The following is a 15,349-nucleotide window of genomic DNA, read 5'->3' on the forward strand; positions in this document are numbered from 1 at the left end:
GGGCGAGCCGGGCCTGAGCGGCTCCGGGCCAGCGAGGCCAGGTAGCCGTCGGCGACCTGGCGGTGGCCGAGCACCCCGCAGGCCCGCGCCTAGGGACGGTCGTCGGGCCAGAACTCGTGGCGGGGATGGGCCGCCACGCCCTCCAGCACGGCGAGGGCGTCGGCCGCCGGCAGCCCGGTGCGCAGCAGGAGCCGCAGCAGCGTGCCCTGGGTGATCGGTGTGGTGGCGAACGGCCGCTCGTCGGCGGCGAACCACCGCACCGCGCCCTCATGGTGCACGTGATCCTCCACGGCCAGCGCCACCAGCACGTTGCCGTCGAGCAGCACCGTCACCCCTCGTCCTCCAGGGCGCGCACGTCGTCGCTCCTGACGACCCGGCCGATCCGCACGGTGGGCAGCCCGGTGCGCGGGTCGGTGGCCATCGGCCGGGGCCCGGCCTGCTGCAGAGGGCCCGGGCAGGGTCCCCGGGACGGCTCAGCGTCTGGCCGCGGTCCCGAGCCCCGGCGATCAGAGCTGGTCGGGGTGGCAGCCGGACCGCTGCCGTCCTAGCGTCGGGGTGGGCCAGGTGACATCTGGCGGTGGCGGCAACGGGGCCGCGACCCCCCGACGGGAGTTGCCATGAGCACGGCCGAGGTGACGGCGTCGAGCGAGATCGCCGGCGTGTACGTGGTGACGCCCCGCGTGCTCCACGACTCCCGGGGCGACTTCATCGAGAGCTCGGCGGCGCTCGTGGGTGCCCGACAGCCAGGAGGTGATCCAGACCAACCAGGTCACCCGCCGCCGGGGCTGCGTCGTTGGGCTGCACTACCACCTCCTGCAGGCCGACTACTGCACGTGCCGTCGGGCGGGCCCGGATCGTGCTGCACGACCTCCGGGCCGGCTCCCCACCGAGGCGCCACCCCTCACGCTCGACATCGGGGCGACGGCGGCCCCTGTTCCACGACCACCGTGGCGTCCACGTCCCCGCCGGCGTGCTCCACGGCTTCGCGCGCCCTCACCGACGTCACCTCATCTACCCGGTCGACCAGGCCCACAACGCCCTCGACGAGTTCGGCGTCGCCTGGGACGACCCCCAGGTGGCCGCCGACTGGGGCCCGGAGGACATGGGCGTGACCGAACCGATCCTGTCGGCCAGCGACCAGGCCAACCCCGCCGGGCCGACCTCGACCCCTACGCCATCCCCCGGTGGCGGATGCCGCCACCGGCCCTGGCCCGCCGGTAGCAGGCGGCGCCCGGGCGGCCGGCACGGTCAGTCGCCGGTGCGCTCGCCTGAAACGAGTAGCGCAGCCGCCCCCACGTCGTGGGCGAGCTGGCCGTCACGGATCAGCGTGGTCTGTCGAAGAGGTCGCGAGCGGCCCCGCAGGCCGATGTCGATACCCGACGGCAGGCTCGCCGAACCGTCGAACGAGAAGTCGGCACCGAGCGGCGCCGTGACCGAGGCCTCTGCCCCGCCGGGGACGAGGGCCCAGTGACGGTCACGTTGGCGCCGTCGCGGGAGACGTGCACGGTCATGGGCGCCGGCGGCTGGCACACGTCGTTGCCGCCGCCCTGGAACGTGAGCAGGTAGGTCCCCGGGATCACCGGCTCCACCAGCGTGGTGGTCGCCCCCTCGGTCGTCGTCGTGAAGCACGACTGCCATCGCTCCGACGCCAGGGCGACCAGCCCGTTCATGGCGCTCGTCCAGTCGTACACCGCGGCCGGTCGACCGACGGGTCGCCGGTGAGCACCGGCTCCGGGTAGGAGCCGCGCCCGCCAGCCCTGGGACGCGCCGTCCACTGGAGCCCGAAGCCCTGGGCGATCTGCTGGACACAGGCGGCCTGCTGCTGATCGCTCGGCGGGCCGGGCCCACGAACGGGCTGCTGCGGATCGGGGCTGGGTGGCCGACGCCTGGCCGCTCCCCCCACCACCGGCCGCTGCGGATGTCGTTCAGGTCCTGCAGCACCGCGGTCACGAAGGCCGGAGCGAAGGCCGAGGCCACCAGGGCCACCCCGATGAGCACGCCGGCCACCACCTGGCCCGCCCCGCTCGCCCCGACACCGGTGCACCTCACCCCGGCCGCGGCTCATCGCCGGGACCGCCACACGTCCACCAGCACCAGGGCGCCGCCGACCAGCACGACCAGCACACCCACGCCCAGGCCGGGGCGAGGCTCGGGGCGCAGCACGCGGGCCAGGGCGAAGGCGGCCGCGTTGGTGGCCACCGAGCCCAGGACCACGGGCAGCCACCGGGGCACGCTCAGCGCGGCGCCGGGGACCAGGCCCAGCAGGCCCAGCACCGCCATGGCCCCGCCCACGAGGAGGAGGACGGGACCGGCGTCGAGGACGGTCTCGCCGCTGCCGCTGCCGGTGCCCACCAGCAGGAAGCGAAGGGGTGTGTCCCACGCCGAGACGCTCGTGCCCGCGGCGGTGAACCACGGAGGAAGCCCCGCCCAGCACCAGGACACCGCCGATCACCGAGAGCAGCCCGAGGTGGACCCGCACGCCGAACCACCGAGGGCCCAGCCGGCGCTGGAGAGGCCCCGGTGGCCACCCAGCCCTGCCAGCCCTCGGCCGACACCACGAGGGCCCAGTCGCCCCAGCTGCCGCGGCGCTGCAGCGCGACGCCGGGCGCCAGGGCCACGCCCGGGCCGCTGGGATCGAGAGGACCGGGCGGTGGTGCCGGTGCGGGCCACCATGTAGGTCGCCTCGAAGGTGGGGGGCCGCGGGGCCTCGAGCAGCCGGCCGTCGACCCAGCCGGTCCAGCCGGTGACGCAGCGCACCTGCACCCAGGCGTCCCGCCGATCGAGCACCTGGAGCACCTCGCCCGCCCCGAAGCGGGTCGCCGGCTGGGCGCCGCCGAACGGCTCGGCCCAGGCCGACAGGCCGCCACGCGGGCTGACGGCCCAGTCGCCCGGGGGCGCCGTCGCACCGGGTGCGACCCACGCCTCCATGGCCACCTCCCGCGCCGGCGAGCACGATCACCGCCATGGTCTCGCCCCGGACCCGGACCGGCCAGGGTCGTTCGTCCCGACTGCGCCCGGGACGCACCAGACGTCGTCAGCGCGATGGAGAACGGCCACCGCCACTGCCGACCCGCCGGGACGCTGCCAGGCGCCGTCAGCGCGATGGAGACCGGTCAGGTGGGCGGCGCAGCCGCGCCCGACGAGCGGCGGGCCGACCGTCAGGCGGTGGGCGGCGGCACCCGGGCGGCCGGGTCCTGGCGGTAGCCGGCGAGCACCCCGTACAGGTCGGGGGTGCTCGTCGGCGCAGCCCGACCGGGTCGTCGAAGAACGCCTCGGTGGCCACCGCGAAGAATCTCGCCCGGGTTCACGCCCGCGACGAGCGCAGCACCGCCCCCGCCTCACCCCGCTGGAGCTGCTCGTACACGTCGGTGCACACCGCCACCCACCGCTGCAGCTGCTCGTCGGTGGCCAGCGGGGGCGTGCCGTCGATCAGCCCGTCGAGCATGTCGAGCTTGTGGGCGAACTCGTGGAACACCACGTTGTGCCCCCGGCCGGGGCGGCGCACCCTCGTCCAGCACGGCGTCCGGCACACGATCACCACCGGGCCGGTCTGGCTGGCCTGCCGAGGATCGGCGTCGGCCCGTCGGAGACCAGGCCGGGCACCTGGGAGCGCTCGCCGGTGAGCACCAGCGTGGTGGGGTGCACCACGATCGCCTGCACGTCTCGGTACGAGTCGTCGGGCAGCCCCAGCACCAGCAGCGACGCCAGCCCGGCCACGGTGACCACGATCTCGTCGGTGAGCTCGAAGCCGCGGGCCGCCTCCCAGCGCTTGGTGGCCACCAGCCCCAGGGTGAGGCGCTCGAGGCGCTCCCGCTCGTCGCCGTCGAGCAGGCGGGCGTGCGGCACCCGCTCGTCGAGCAGCGCCCGCCACGCCGGCGGGAAGCCGCCCTGCAGCAGCTGGCGGCGGCGCCGGCGGCGGCGCGCCTCGAGCCGCACCCGGTCAGGCGTTCCTGGGCAGCCTGAGAACGGCACCACCCGGTCGTTGCTCGGCCTTGGGCAGGCCGAGCACCCGCTCGCCGGTGATGTTGCGCTGGATCTGGTCGGTGCTGCCGTAGATGGGCGGGGCCTGGGCGAACAGCGCCATCTCGGTGACCACGCCCAGCACCGGCTGGCCGGTGGCCGCGTCGAGGGCCTTGCGGTCGTCGGCGTCGTAGGCGTGGAGCGTGCCGTAGGGGCCGACGATGGCCAGGCCCAAGTCGCGCTGGAGGCGCATCATCTCGCTCATCGACCAGCTTGGAGATGTTGGGCATGCCGGGGACGTCCTGGCCGGCGGCCGGGCGGCCTTCACCCGCAGGTTGTTGAAGCGCCCGATCTCGGAGATGGTGTGCAGCCTCATCAGCCCCTGGCGGATCGTGGGGTCGGCGATGGCCCGTTGGCCCGGGCCAGGTCGATGAGCATCTTGGCGGCGCCGCCGAACACGCCGCCGCCACCGCCCCGGGCGGCCCGGCCCCTGGCGCACGAAGTCGCCGGCGCGCATCGACAGCTGGCCGGCCACGGTGCCCGGCGTGGCCGCGCTGGCGGCGCGTGGCCGCCGCCCGAGCCCAGGCCGGCCCGCTCGAACATCAGCGTGCTGTTGGCCACCGCCCAGCCCTTGCCCACGTCGCCGATGACGGCGTCGCTGCCCACGCGGGCGTCGGTGAGGAACACCTCGTTGAACAGGGCCCGGCCGGTCATCTCCGGAGCGGGCGCACGTCGACGCCGGGCTGGTGCATGTCGAAGGCGAAGTACGTGATGCCCTGGTGCTTGGGCACCTCGGGGGTCGGTGCGGGCGATGAGCATGCCCAGGTCGGCCACGTGGCCGGCCGAGGTCCACACCTTCTGCCCGTTGACCACCCACTCGTCGCCGTCTCGCACGGCCTTGGCCTGCAGGCCGGCCAGGTCGGAGCCGGCGCCGGGCTCGCTGAACAGCTGGCACCAGGCCCGCTGGCCGGTGACGATGTCGCGCACGTAGCGGTCGATCTGCTCCTGGGTGCCGTGCGTCGCGATGGTGGGGGCGGCCAGCAGCAGGCCCAGCCCGCCGGGGGCGCCGAGGGCGCCGAAGTCGGCGATCTCCTGGGCGACCCGCACCGCGCCGTTGGCGGGACAGGCCGCGCCGTAGGCGTTGGGGCAGCGAGGGCGCCGACCACCCGGCCAGGCCCAGGCGCTCCCACCACTCGGCCACCGTCAGGTCGGGGTCCCAGCTCTGCTCGAGCCAGGCGCGCAGCTCGTCGACGACGTCGTCGGTGCTGGTGCTGGGGGCGGCGGTCTCGGTCATCGGTGACCTCCGGGAGGCGCAGGCGAGCGGGTCCCGCGATCATGGCCGACGGCGAGGCGTCGGGCCCAGACCGGCGCCCGGCGGTCGGGCCGTCGCCCCCGGAGACGCGCACGTCGAGCTCGGACGCCACTGCGCCCGACAGCTCCCGCAGGCGGGCGCGGGCCGAACCGCCACCGTCGAGCCCGGCGGGTCCGAGGGGCGGCACGGGCACGTGGCTGATGCCGCTGTGGAACGGCCGGTCGTCGGGCCTCGCCTGCTTCAGCAGCACCTCGTGGAGCTCTCGCCCGGCCGGAGACCGGTGAACACGATCTCGACCGGGCGGGGCGCCTCGGCCACCAGCTGCTCGGCCACCTCGGCGATACGCACCGGCTCGCCCATGTCGAGCACCAGCGACTCGCCCGGCCGGCTGATGGCGCCGGCCTGATCACCAGGCTCACCGCCTCCTCCACCGTCATGAAGTAGCGGGTGACGTCGGGGTGGGTGACGGTGACGGGGCCGCCGTTGTCGATCTGGGTTCGGAACAGGGGCAGCATCGACCCCCGGCTGCCCAACACGTTGCCGAAGCGCACCGACAGGTAGGGGTGGTCGGTGACGTCGGCGGCATGGGCGGTGAGGCGCTCGGCGATGCGCTTGGAGTGGCCGAGCACGCTGATGGGGTCGGCCGCCTTGTCGGTGCTGATGTTCACGAAGCGGCGCACGCCCACCGCGACCGAGGCGTCGAGCAGGGTCTGGGTGGCCACCACGTTCGTCTTCCACGCCTCGTCGGGGTACTGCTCGAGGAGGGGCAGGTGCTTGAGGGCGGCGGCGTGGAACACCACCTCGGGCCGGCGCTGGCGGAACACCTCCAGCACCCGGTCGCGGTCGCGGATGTCGCACAGCAGCAGGTCGGGGGTGTCGAGGAGGGCCCGGCCCTCGATCGACAGCCGCACGTCGTGCAGGGCCGACTCGTCGCGGTCGAGCAGCAGCAGCTGGGCCGGGCGTAGCGGTGGATCTGGCGGCACAGCTCGACCCGATCGAGCCGCCTGCGTTCGTGACCAGCACCCGCTTGCCGGTGAGGTAGCCGGCGATGGCGTCGACGTCGAGATGGATCTTGTGCCGGCCCAGCAGGTCCTCGTCGGTCAGGGGCCGGATGTCGCCCACGCCCACCCGGCCGCCGATCAGCCCGGCCACCGGCGGCAGCACCATCACGTCGAGGCCGACCCCGACCGCCAGCGCGCTCAGCCCGCGGATCAGCTCGGGCTCGGCGCTCGGGACGGCGATCAGCAGGGCCGACGCCTGCCGGTCGGCCGCCACCGCGGCCAGGTCGTCCCGGCCGCCGGGCCACGGGGACGCCGGCGAGCCGCAGCTTGCGCTTGGCCGGGTCGTCGTCGAGCAGGGCCACCGGCACGTAGGGGCCGGGGCCGCGCAGCATCGCCCGCACGATCTGGTCGCCGCCGTCGCTGGCGCCGAACACCAAGAGGCGGGTGGTGCTGTCGCCGTCGGCCGAGGGCCGGCGGCTGCGCTCGAGCAGCAGCCGCCAGGTGTAGCGGTTGCCGCCCGCCAGGCACAGGGCGATCACCCCGCCGCCCACGGGCACTGACCCCGGCACCAGCCGGTCGAACAGGACCAGGTTGAGGGCGGTGAGCACCCTGGCGACCACCGCGACGCTGAGCACCAGCGCGGCGACCTCGTCGAAGCTGCCAAGCGCCACTGGCCCCGGTAGAGGCCCACGGTTGCGCCCACCAGCGCCTGAGCGCCACCGCCACGACCACCGTGGCGGCCAGCCCGGCCCAGCCGACCTGGCCCCTGTCGAGGTCGTAGCGCAGCAGGGTCGCGTCGAGGAGGCCCACGGCCCAGGCGAAGCCGTCGGCCGCCGCCTGCACCGAGTACCGGTTCCGGCCCAGGAGGGCCAGGAGGCCGGGATGCAACGCGGCGCGCTCCCTGCTGCTACCCGCGCTGTCCGCCGCGCTCTGGTCCCCTGCGGTGCCCCGGCCTGTCCGCCGCCGTCTCCGCCGTCACCTGTCGATCTCCTCCACCCGTCCGCCCGACCGGCACGTGGGAGCGTACGCCACCGCCGTGACCGACCCTACTGCCGACCGGCCAGGCGGGCCTCGGCGATGCGCTGGGCCGGCAGCACCGGCCGGGCCCGGGCCGCGCCGGGGACCCTCCCCGAGCGGGCCCTGGGCGCGGTGACCCGGCGGATCTCCACGGCCACGTCCAGGCCGTGGACGGCAGGGCCCGAGAACGCTCCCCGCAGGGGCGGCACGTCGTCGTAGTCGCGGCCGTGGCCGATCTTCACGTGGCGCAGGCCCACCTCGGCGCCGTTGGTGGGGTCGAGGGCCAGCCACCCGTGGCCCGGGACGGCGGCCTCGAACCAGGCGTGGGTCTGCACCCACGCCACGTCGCCCCCGACCACGTCGGCCCCGGTGCGGTCGTCGCTGGTGAACAGGTACCCGCTGACGTAGCGGGCCGGGATCCCCACGCTGCGGCACATGGCCACGGCCAGGTGGGCGAAGTCCTGCACACGCCCTTGCGGGTCTCCAGCACCTCTCGATGGGCATCCCCACGTAGGTGTGGCCGGGCTCGTAGGTCATCACCGCTCCCACCCGGCGGTGGATGGCCAGCACCAGCCCCACCGGGTCGGGCCCGACCAGCTCGGTGACCCGGCCGGCCTCTCGACCACCCCCCTTGCCCCAGTCGGCGGGGGTGCGCTCCAGGTACTCGACGTGCTCGTCCAGCCAGGCCGGGTCGGACAGCGCCTCCATGCGGGGCGAGATGGTGACCAGCGGCGGTAGCGGGTCTCCACCACGGCCTCGGCGACCACCTCGAGGTTGCGGTGGGTGGGCGTCACCCCGAACGTGTCGACCCGCGCCCCAGTAGTCGGTGAAGGAGAACACCCGGGCCGCAGGCGTGGTGCTCACCCGGTACGACACCAGCTGCTGGCGCACGTCGCTGGCCGGGCAGGCCCGCAGCTCGTTCTGGCTCTCGCGCACCGGGCCGGTGTAGGCGAACCGGGTGCGGTAGCGGATGTCGAGCCTCACCGCGACCACCACCGGGTTCGGGGGGCCCGCCGGCGGGTGGAAGTCGACGGCGTGCAGGTCGAGGGCCTCGGCGTTGCGGAAGGAGGTGGACCCACCGCGCCGGCCACCTCGCGCACCCCCGCCTGCAGCCGGTCGAGGAAGCCGTGGAGGTCCTCGTCGAGCAGCTCGGACACGTCGCGGTACTCGAGCTCGGCCTTGAGCCGGCCGATCAGCCGCTGGGGCCGGTTGAGGTCACCGTCGCGCCGCTGCAGCTCCAGCCAGAAGCCGTTGATCGCCTCCCACAGCTCGGTCGACACCAGCTCGCGCACCGACCGCACGTTCTCGCGGGCCCGCAGCACGGCGTTGCCGATGGCGCCCGGGTTCTCCTGGTCGAGCACCAGGAACTCCGAGATGGCGCCGGCCAGCTCGGCGCCGTCGGCGGCGTGGGCGTCCCAGTCGAAGGCCTCGTCGAGGGAGAGCACCCGCAGCAGGTCGTGCCAGCTGCCCCGGGCCTGGGCCGGCGGGCTCTCGAGCAGCCCGTGGTAGGTGACGTCGAGCATGCGCGCCGTGTCCTCGGCCCGCTCCAGGTAGCGGCCGGTCCAGAACAGGCTCTCGGCGTGGCGGGCCAGCATCGCCGCCCATGGTACGGACCGGGAAGGCCGTCGTCCCCCGTCACCAACCGCTCACGCGCCGTTCACACCCCGGCCCCACCGGCACCGGCGTCTTGTCGGCACCTGACCCGGCGCGACGCTCGAAGTGCCCGCGTGGCCGCGGAGCGATCCCCGCGGAAAGGGGACGATCATGACGACACTGCGGCGCGCCGGGGGCTGCTGGCTGCGCTCGTGCTGGTGACGGGCTGCGCCTTCGTGTCGAGCAGCCGCACGGTGCCGGCGCCCCTGGTCGCCGGCCAGCCCGGCCAAGTCTGCCTCACCCCTCGCCAGACCTGGCGGGGCCGACTGGCCGTATGTGCGGGTGCAGATCCCGTCGAGCGGGATGTACAGGTACGGGAGCGTCGGCGACGAGTACCGGCTTCGACGTCACCTACGCTAACCCCGGGACGCAGACCATCGAGTACGACGTCTGCCCGGCGAGGTGGAACACGAACCCCGAGAACCCCGGGTCCTTCGAGATCAAGGGCGAGAGCTGCACCAAGGGGTCGTACACCTTCACGGTGCAGGCCCCGAACCAGCCCGTCTTCGGCACCGGTGACGTCCAGGTCACGCTGGCCTGGTCGGACGGCGCCGACCTCGACCTGCACGTGGTCGACCCCGGCGGCGCGGAGACGTGGTACGGCAACACCACCTCCGCCAGCAGCGGCCAGCTCGACCACGACACCCGCCCGCAGTGCGGCGACGACAACACCCACTACGAGAACATCTTCTGGCCCACCACGGCGCCCCGCACGGCCAGTACTCGGTGGTCATCGTGTCGTCCCGCGGGTGCGGCTCCACCAGCGACGCCCGTCTCACCATCAGGGTCGGCGGCCAGGTCGTCGTGCACCAGTCGCTCCCCGTGCCGAGCGGTGGCCGCAGCACCACCGTGACCTTCACCGCCTGAGCCGCCGACGCCTTGTCGGCGTCGCTGCCCGGCGCGACGCTCGAAGCGCCGCGGCGCGGGCTGCGGAGCGATCCCCGCAGAAAGGGGACGATCATGGTCACACTGCGACGCGCCGGCGGGCTGCTGGCCGCGCTCGTGCTGGTGACGGGCTGCGCCTTCGTGTCCAACCCGCGAACCGAGCCCCAGCCCCTCGTCGCCGGCCGACCGGGAAGGATCTGCTTCCCCGTGGGGTACATCGGCGGCATCGTCCCCGACTACATCGTGGTCAACGCCGGGCCCTTGGGCGTGAGGAACGTCGACTACTCAGGAGCGACGACGCCCGCCGCCTGCTTCGACGTGAACTACCCGCAGCCGGGAACACGAACCATCGACTACACGGCGTGCGCCGCCGCGGAATACGTCGGTGAGGACCCCGAGATCGACAGGGATAGCCCGCACCACGGGCTCGTACACGTTCACGGTGCAGGACCCGAACCAGCCGCCGCCACCCGACCTCGGCACCGGTGACGTCCAGGTCACGCTGGCCTGGTCCGACGGCGCCGACCTCGACCTGCACGTGGTCGACCCCCGCGGCGAGGAGATCTGGTACGGCAACACCGCCTCCGCCAGCGGCGGCCGGCTGGACCACGACACCATCCCCCCGTGCGGCGACAACGCCAGGCACTACGAGAACATCTTCCGGCCCACCGGCGCCCCCGCGCGGCAGTACTCGGTGGTCATCCGTGTCGTTCCACGGGGTGCGGCTCCACCAGCGACGCCGAGCTCACCATTAAGGTCGGCGGCCAGGTCGTGCGGGGCCAGTCGTTCCCGGTGCCCAGCAACGGCCGCAGCACCACCGTGACCTTCACCGCCTGAGAGATCAGCGGGTGACCGGCTCGGCACCCCTCGATTCGCCGGGCCGGTCTGGCACACACGGCGTCCACGAGCATCCCCTCTTGCCACCCCCCCGGAGCCGGTCGGACAATCGACTCATTGCCTGCACTGCGCGCAGGCGGATGGGAGTGAGCCCTGGCAAGGGCGGCTCCTGCTCACGGCGACGGTCGTTGCCGTCACCCTGCTGGCCACGAGCTGCGCCACGATCTCGTCGGCGTGGTACGAGCCGGACCTGATGCGTGCCGGGGTGCCCGGACAGTTCTGCGTGGACCTCATCAACGTCCCTCTCTGCGAGGACGTGCCTGGGAGGTCTACCTGCTCCACGTCGACTGGGGCGACGGCGAGATCCAGCACTACGAGGTGCCAAGCCACCCGCGCGATGGTGTGCTGGGCGGTCACGTACGACATCCCCGCAGCCACCTCGTCACCGTGACCGTGTATCCATGCATGCGCCGGCGTCTGTCCTGTGGCGAGCCCGACGCGGGAGACGGTTCCGGTCGAGGTCTGGTGAGCGGCGGGGACCGGGTCAGCCACCGCATGGTGACGTCGGCGGCCGGGACTGCCGCTGGTCTCGTCGGGGGCCAGCACCCACAGGTGTCCTGGAGCCGCCGACCTGGCTGGAGTTCACGACCAGGCTCCCCTGGCGCAGGGCCACGCGGGTGAGCCCGCCCGGGATCACCCCCCACCCGCTCGCCGGAGAGCATGAAGGGCCGCAGGTCGACGTGGCGTCTCCTCGACGTGGTCGCCGGTGAGGGTGGGGTGGCGGCTCAGGCTCACTATCTCCTGGGCGACGTAGCCCCGGGGGGTCGGCCTCGATGCGGGCCCGGAACTCCTCGGGAGGTGGCCTCGTCGGCCCAGACGGGCCGATCAACAGGCCGCCGGAGCCCCCGCCTCCGACGCCCCCCACCGGCTTCACCACCAGCTGGTCGAGGCTCCAGCACCTCGGCCCGCCGGTCGTCGTCCCACAGGAGGTATAGGTCGGCACGTTGGGGAGGACGCCTCCTCGCCCAGGTAGTAGCGGATGATCGCCGGCACGTAGGCGTAGACCGCCTTGCCGTCGGCCACCCCGTTGCCGACGGCGTTGGCCAGGGGTGACGTTGCCGGCCCGGGCCGCGGCCAGCAGGCCCGGCACCCCGAGCACGCTGTCGTCCACCATGCACACCGGGTCGAGGAAGTCGTCGTCGATGCGGCGGTAGATCACGTCGACGCTTCCAGGCCGCGGGTGGTGCGCATGAACACCACGTGCTCGTCGACCACCAGGTCGCGGCCCTCCACCAGCTCCACGCCCATCTGGCGGGCGAGGAAGGCTGCTCGAAGAACGCCGAGTTGCACGCCGGGGGTGGAGCACCACCACGGTGGGGTCGCCGGCCGCCGGTGGGGCCACGTGGCGCAGCGCCGACAGGGAGCGAGGCGCCGTAGTGGTCGACGGGCAGCGAACCCGGTGGGTGGAGAACAGGTGGGGCAGCACCCGGGTCATCGCCGCCCGGTTCTCCAGCACGTACGAGATGCCGCTCGGGCTGCGCAGGTTGTCCTGAGCACCTGGTAGCCGCCGTCGGCCCCACGGACCAAGTCGATGCCGGCCACCAGGCAGGGCGCCCCGGGCACCGGGATCCCGGAAGGCCCGCGGGTGAACCCGTCGCTCGAGGTGACCAGCCACTGCGGGACGATCCGTCGTGGAGCGCGCTCCGCTCCCCACGTAGAGGCCGTCGAGGAAGGCGTTGACGGCGGTCACCCGCTGGATGAGCCCGCCTCGATCCGCCCTGGCCACTCGTCGGCCGGACTCACCCGGGGCAGCAGGTCCATGGGGAAGGTGCGCTCCAGGTCCTCGTCGTCGCCCTCGCCGTACACGGTGAAGGTGATCCCCGGGTGCGGAAGGCCTGGTCGCGCAGGCGCTCAGCGGGCCAGCTTTCCTCGGCGTGACCTCGGCCAGGCTTGGTGACCAGATTGGCGTAGTGGGACCGGATCGAGCCGTCTCCCGCGAACACCTTCGTCGAAGAAGCCGTCGTGCTCGTAGCCGGAGAACAGGTCGGCGGCGGGCATCACCAGGGACGGTACCGAATCGCCCGCCGGTGATTCCGGTCCGGCATCGATCACACAGCGTTCACGCGACGTTCACGCGCGACCAGACGGCGACGCTCCACGAGGCCCGGTCGTCGCCGCGCCGCAGATCGCCACGAAGGCGTCGCCGGGACGGGCGGCGGCGCGAACGCCACCACGCACCGACCGACCTGCCCGGCGCCACCCGCCAGCCCGGCGCAGGGCTGGCCTCCCGCCCGTCGCCCCGGTCCGGCCGACGAGCGCCCCCGGAGTCGCCCCGCAGCAGGCCCCAGCCGGCCCGGGCGTCGTCGACGCCCTCGTCGGCGCTGGCCACGGCCACGTCGACCACGAGGAGCAATTTCGCGCCGCCGGACCGCTCGGCCGACACCACCCCCGGCCGTCACGTCGCCCACCTCGGCCGAGGTGCCCGGCTTGCTGTTGAGCCGGCGACGAGCCGTCGTCCTGCCCGGCCAGCAGGAACAGTTGCACCGCCGGGCCGGCCAGCAGGATGGCCATCCCGCAGACCAGGGGCGACAACCGGCGGGTGGGCACGGCCGCCGATGCTACGGGCGGCCCGCCGGCGCGAACGACCGGCCGATCCCGGTGGGCCGGAACCACCCAGCTTGACCGGCCGTCGTGTCCAGCACCGAGCCCACCGAGCCTACCGGGCCCACCGAGGAGTCGCCCGGCGGAGGACGAAGCGGTGCCGGAACCGACGACCCAGCAGCGGGCGGCCGTCGGCGTCATCGTCGCGCTGCGCCGTCGCCGGCGTATGGTCGGCACACCACCCCACCGGAACCGCCGTCGTCGACCAGCTGCCCCCGGCCGCCATGGCCGCGCTGACGGCGCTGGCCGGCGCCCGCACCGGCGGTGGACTCCTGCCACGGGTACCACCACCTCGCCAGCGGCTGGTTGGCTGGCCGTGGTGCTCGCGCCGCGCTGGTCACCGTCGTCGTGCCTGTTCCGCCTCGACCGGCGCGAGCCCGTGGTGGGCGCATGTGCCGCTGTGGTCGCCAACGCCGCCCTCCGCCTGGGCTGGGACCTGTTCAGGCGCCAGCGTCCCGGTGGCCGCGGTTGCGGTCCTGCCCATCCTCGTGTCGGGTTGGCGGCATCGCCCGCAAGCGGGCGAGCGGGTCGCCCGGCGTGGCCGCTGGGCGTGGGCGCCAGTGCCGCCGCCGTCGTGATCGTGCCGTTCACCGTGGCCCCGCTGTCCTAGGGCAGCGACGCCCAGGTTGCTAATGACGCCGTCCTGCCGGTCAGTCGTCGCGCCCGCGACGCCGACACCGGTGGCCGCCACACCCGCCCAGTCTGACCGGGCTGCGGAGGGTGTCGCTCAGCCGATGAAAGCGGGTGGGGCGTGGTGGGTGCTGCGCTGGCGCCCGGGCCGTCCCTGGTGCCAGCCCAGAACGCCCGGGTCCTCCAGGACGTGGCCGGACAACGCGCCCAGCTGGCTCCTTCGGCCAGCGCCGCCGCCGGTCGCGGCGCCGACGTCCGGATTCCCTCCAGGTGCGCCGGCGCCCTCGACCTCCCGGGCGCATCGCGGACATGGAGCCGGCGCTGGTGAGCGTGGCGGGGTCGCCGGATTGTTACGTTGGGGGTGCTCGACGGGATCGATCCGCCGCGTGGTCGCGGGCCCTGGTGCGCGACCGCCTCGATCGGCTGGGACCGTGAGGTCGCCGACGCCCGCCCGAGGCCGAGCGGGCCATCGACGCCGTGCGGGTCGCCCCTGGCCTGCTCGGCGGCGAGGGCCCCAGGCGCTACTTCGTGGCCGTGGTCACCCCGGCCGAGTCCCGAGGGCTGGGCGGCTACATGGGCAGCTTCGCCGAGCCTTTTTGGGTGGACGGCTAGTCTCGACTCCGGCCTGGCGACGGGTCGACCAGCGATCCCGTGCAGGCCAGCGCCAACCGCGACTCCTCACCGTCACCGGTCCGCCTGACTGGCTGGAGTGTTTCCGGTCGCTCTCGCGCAGCGTGATCTGACCGAACCTCACCCTGCCCCCGATCTGCCCACCGTCAGCGCCGTCACCGCCCAGCTCTACCTGGCAGACCGACGGTGGTTTCGCCCATCGACGGGATGATCACTGTCGACCCTGCCGGGCTGGCCGCCCTCCTCCGGCTCACCGGGCCGGTGAGCGGGCCCGGGATCCCCAGCCCCCTCACCCCCGACAACGTCGAGCAGTTCCTGCTGGTCGACCAGCACCAGCTGTCTGCCGACGACCCCGCTTTCAGGAGGACGCCCTCGGCGGAGTCGCCCTAGCGGTGCGTTCGACCGCCGCACCACCGGCGACCCCCGGTCTGCGGCCCTCGGCGAGGCGTTGTTTCCTGCGGCGCAACGGCCACCTGCAGATCGCCAGCTACGTTCGACGCCGAGGAGAACGGCTTCTTTCGACTGCTGGGGAGCCACTGGCGCCATGGCCCTCGTCGACGAAAGACTTCTGTCGATTTGGTCACGAACAACGCCGGCGGTTCCAAGATCGACGTCTTCCCTCCACCGACGTCTCGGACTACACGGCGACGGTCGACCCTGAGCGGCCAGGTGCGGGCCGCGCCATCGCCACGCTCCGGCAACGACGCCCCCACCAGCGGCCTCTCTGACGGTGTGATCGGCAACAACCGTGACCTGCCGAACG

17 protein-coding genes and 3 pseudogenes are annotated in these 15,349 nt (G+C 73.9%); 5 read left to right on the forward strand and 15 right to left on the reverse strand.

Annotated features, from left to right (window positions below; genetic code table 11):
• Positions 1–89 precede the first annotated feature (89 nt).
• Positions 90–332, reverse strand: a complete 243-nt coding sequence (locus IPM45_17625; GenBank protein MBK9181348.1) for a hypothetical protein — start codon at positions 330–332, stop codon at positions 90–92.
• 524 nt (positions 333–856) lie between these two features.
• Between IPM45_17625 and IPM45_17630 the strand changes: the two genes are divergently transcribed.
• Positions 857–1,471, forward strand: coding sequence for a dTDP-4-dehydrorhamnose 3,5-epimerase family protein (locus IPM45_17630; protein ID MBK9181349.1), 615 nt, complete (start codon positions 857–859; stop codon positions 1,469–1,471).
• A 590-nt stretch (positions 1,472–2,061) separates the two neighbouring features.
• Here IPM45_17630 and IPM45_17635 read toward each other — a convergent pair.
• The 10 genes and pseudogenes from IPM45_17635 to IPM45_17680 all read right to left on the reverse strand — a co-directional run bounded on the left by IPM45_17635 (position 2,062) and on the right by IPM45_17680 (position 8,885).
• The gene (locus tag IPM45_17635) at positions 2,062–2,352 is read right to left on the reverse strand and encodes a hypothetical protein (protein MBK9181350.1); all 291 of its coding nucleotides are present in this window, start codon (positions 2,350–2,352) and stop codon (positions 2,062–2,064) included.
• Between the two features lie 96 nt (positions 2,353–2,448).
• Complete coding sequence (locus tag IPM45_17640) at positions 2,449–2,928, reverse strand: hypothetical protein (protein ID MBK9181351.1); 480 nt, start codon at positions 2,926–2,928, stop codon at positions 2,449–2,451.
• A 376-nt stretch (positions 2,929–3,304) separates the two neighbouring features.
• Entirely contained in the window at positions 3,305–3,541 is a 237-nt protein-coding gene (locus IPM45_17645; GenBank protein ID MBK9181352.1) for a zinc-dependent peptidase, read from the reverse strand.
• Complete coding sequence (locus IPM45_17650) at positions 3,535–3,936, reverse strand: zinc-dependent peptidase (protein MBK9181353.1); 402 nt, start codon at positions 3,934–3,936, stop codon at positions 3,535–3,537. Before IPM45_17650 ends, IPM45_17645 begins: the two co-directional genes overlap by 7 nt.
• A gap of 4 nt (positions 3,937–3,940) precedes the next feature.
• Positions 3,941–4,336, reverse strand: a complete 396-nt coding sequence (locus IPM45_17655) for a hypothetical protein (protein MBK9181354.1) — start codon at positions 4,334–4,336, stop codon at positions 3,941–3,943.
• Positions 4,336–5,067, reverse strand: a pseudogene (locus tag IPM45_17660) (acyl-CoA dehydrogenase family protein). The gene IPM45_17655 and the pseudogene IPM45_17660 overlap by 1 nt, the downstream one beginning before the upstream one ends.
• Positions 5,068–5,250: 183 nt before the next feature.
• Entirely contained in the window at positions 5,251–6,255 is a 1,005-nt protein-coding gene (locus IPM45_17665; protein MBK9181355.1) for a polysaccharide biosynthesis protein, read from the reverse strand.
• Between the two features lie 1,064 nt (positions 6,256–7,319).
• Positions 7,320–7,727, reverse strand: coding sequence for a transglutaminase family protein (locus tag IPM45_17670; GenBank protein MBK9181356.1), 408 nt, complete (start codon positions 7,725–7,727; stop codon positions 7,320–7,322).
• A gap of 370 nt (positions 7,728–8,097) precedes the next feature.
• Positions 8,098–8,331: pseudogene (locus tag IPM45_17675) on the reverse strand (hypothetical protein).
• The gene (locus IPM45_17680; protein MBK9181357.1) at positions 8,271–8,885 is read right to left on the reverse strand and encodes an alpha-E domain-containing protein; all 615 of its coding nucleotides are present in this window, start codon (positions 8,883–8,885) and stop codon (positions 8,271–8,273) included. The pseudogene IPM45_17675 and the gene IPM45_17680 overlap by 61 nt, the downstream one beginning before the upstream one ends.
• 332 nt (positions 8,886–9,217) lie before the next feature.
• On the opposite strand from IPM45_17680, the gene IPM45_17685 reads away from it, so the two are divergent.
• The 3 genes from IPM45_17685 to IPM45_17695 all read left to right on the forward strand — a co-directional run bounded on the left by IPM45_17685 (position 9,218) and on the right by IPM45_17695 (position 10,651).
• On the forward strand, positions 9,218–9,796 hold the full coding sequence (locus IPM45_17685; GenBank protein ID MBK9181358.1) for a hypothetical protein: 579 nt from the start codon (positions 9,218–9,220) through the stop codon (positions 9,794–9,796).
• Positions 9,797–9,903: 107 nt separating this feature from the next.
• Entirely contained in the window at positions 9,904–10,317 is a 414-nt protein-coding gene (locus IPM45_17690) for a hypothetical protein (protein ID MBK9181359.1), read from the forward strand.
• Positions 10,271–10,651, forward strand: coding sequence for a hypothetical protein (locus IPM45_17695; GenBank protein ID MBK9181360.1), 381 nt, complete (start codon positions 10,271–10,273; stop codon positions 10,649–10,651). Before IPM45_17690 ends, IPM45_17695 begins: the two co-directional genes overlap by 47 nt.
• Positions 10,652–11,595: 944 nt before the next feature.
• Here the strand turns inward: IPM45_17695 and IPM45_17700 are convergent.
• The 4 genes and pseudogenes from IPM45_17700 to IPM45_17715 all read right to left on the reverse strand — a co-directional run bounded on the left by IPM45_17700 (position 11,596) and on the right by IPM45_17715 (position 13,108).
• Positions 11,596–11,748 (reverse strand): hypothetical protein, encoded by a 153-nt coding sequence (locus IPM45_17700; GenBank protein ID MBK9181361.1) that lies wholly within the window; start codon positions 11,746–11,748, stop codon positions 11,596–11,598.
• A 132-nt stretch (positions 11,749–11,880) separates the two neighbouring features.
• A complete protein-coding gene (locus tag IPM45_17705; GenBank protein MBK9181362.1) occupies positions 11,881–12,015 on the reverse strand; it encodes a circularly permuted type 2 ATP-grasp protein in 135 nt (44 codons plus the stop codon).
• Positions 12,016–12,019: 4 nt separating this feature from the next.
• A pseudogene (locus IPM45_17710) lies at positions 12,020–12,781 on the reverse strand (circularly permuted type 2 ATP-grasp protein).
• Between the two features lie 3 nt (positions 12,782–12,784).
• Positions 12,785–13,108 (reverse strand): hypothetical protein, encoded by a 324-nt coding sequence (locus IPM45_17715; GenBank protein MBK9181363.1) that lies wholly within the window; start codon positions 13,106–13,108, stop codon positions 12,785–12,787.
• 1,685 nt (positions 13,109–14,793) lie between these two features.
• Between IPM45_17715 and IPM45_17720 the strand changes: the two genes are divergently transcribed.
• Positions 14,794–14,976 (forward strand): hypothetical protein, encoded by a 183-nt coding sequence (locus IPM45_17720; GenBank protein MBK9181364.1) that lies wholly within the window; start codon positions 14,794–14,796, stop codon positions 14,974–14,976.
• Positions 14,977–15,349: the final 373 nt, after the last annotated feature.

It is taken from the genome of Acidimicrobiales bacterium, assembly GCA_016716005.1.
Lineage (GTDB): Bacteria > Actinomycetota > Acidimicrobiia > Acidimicrobiales > JADJXE01 > JADJXE01.

Coding starts and splice junctions, on each gene's coding strand:
- IPM45_17640 (MBK9181351.1), bottom strand. CDS start 2,928: ATGGAGGCGTGGGTCGCACCCGGTGCGACGGCGCCCCCGGGCGACTGG.
- IPM45_17680 (MBK9181357.1), bottom strand. CDS start 8,885: ATGCTGGCCCGCCACGCCGAGAGCCTGTTCTGGACCGGCCGCTACCTG.
- IPM45_17690 (MBK9181359.1), top strand. CDS start 9,904: ATGGTCACACTGCGACGCGCCGGCGGGCTGCTGGCCGCGCTCGTGCTG.
- IPM45_17670 (MBK9181356.1), bottom strand. CDS start 7,727: ATGTGCCGCAGCGTGGGGATCCCGGCCCGCTACGTCAGCGGGTACCTG.
- IPM45_17655 (MBK9181354.1), bottom strand. CDS start 4,336: ATGAGGCTGCACACCATCTCCGAGATCGGGCGCTTCAACAACCTGCGG.
- IPM45_17685 (MBK9181358.1), top strand. CDS start 9,218: ATGTGCGGGTGCAGATCCCGTCGAGCGGGATGTACAGGTACGGGAGCG.
- IPM45_17720 (MBK9181364.1), top strand. CDS start 14,794: ATGATCACTGTCGACCCTGCCGGGCTGGCCGCCCTCCTCCGGCTCACC.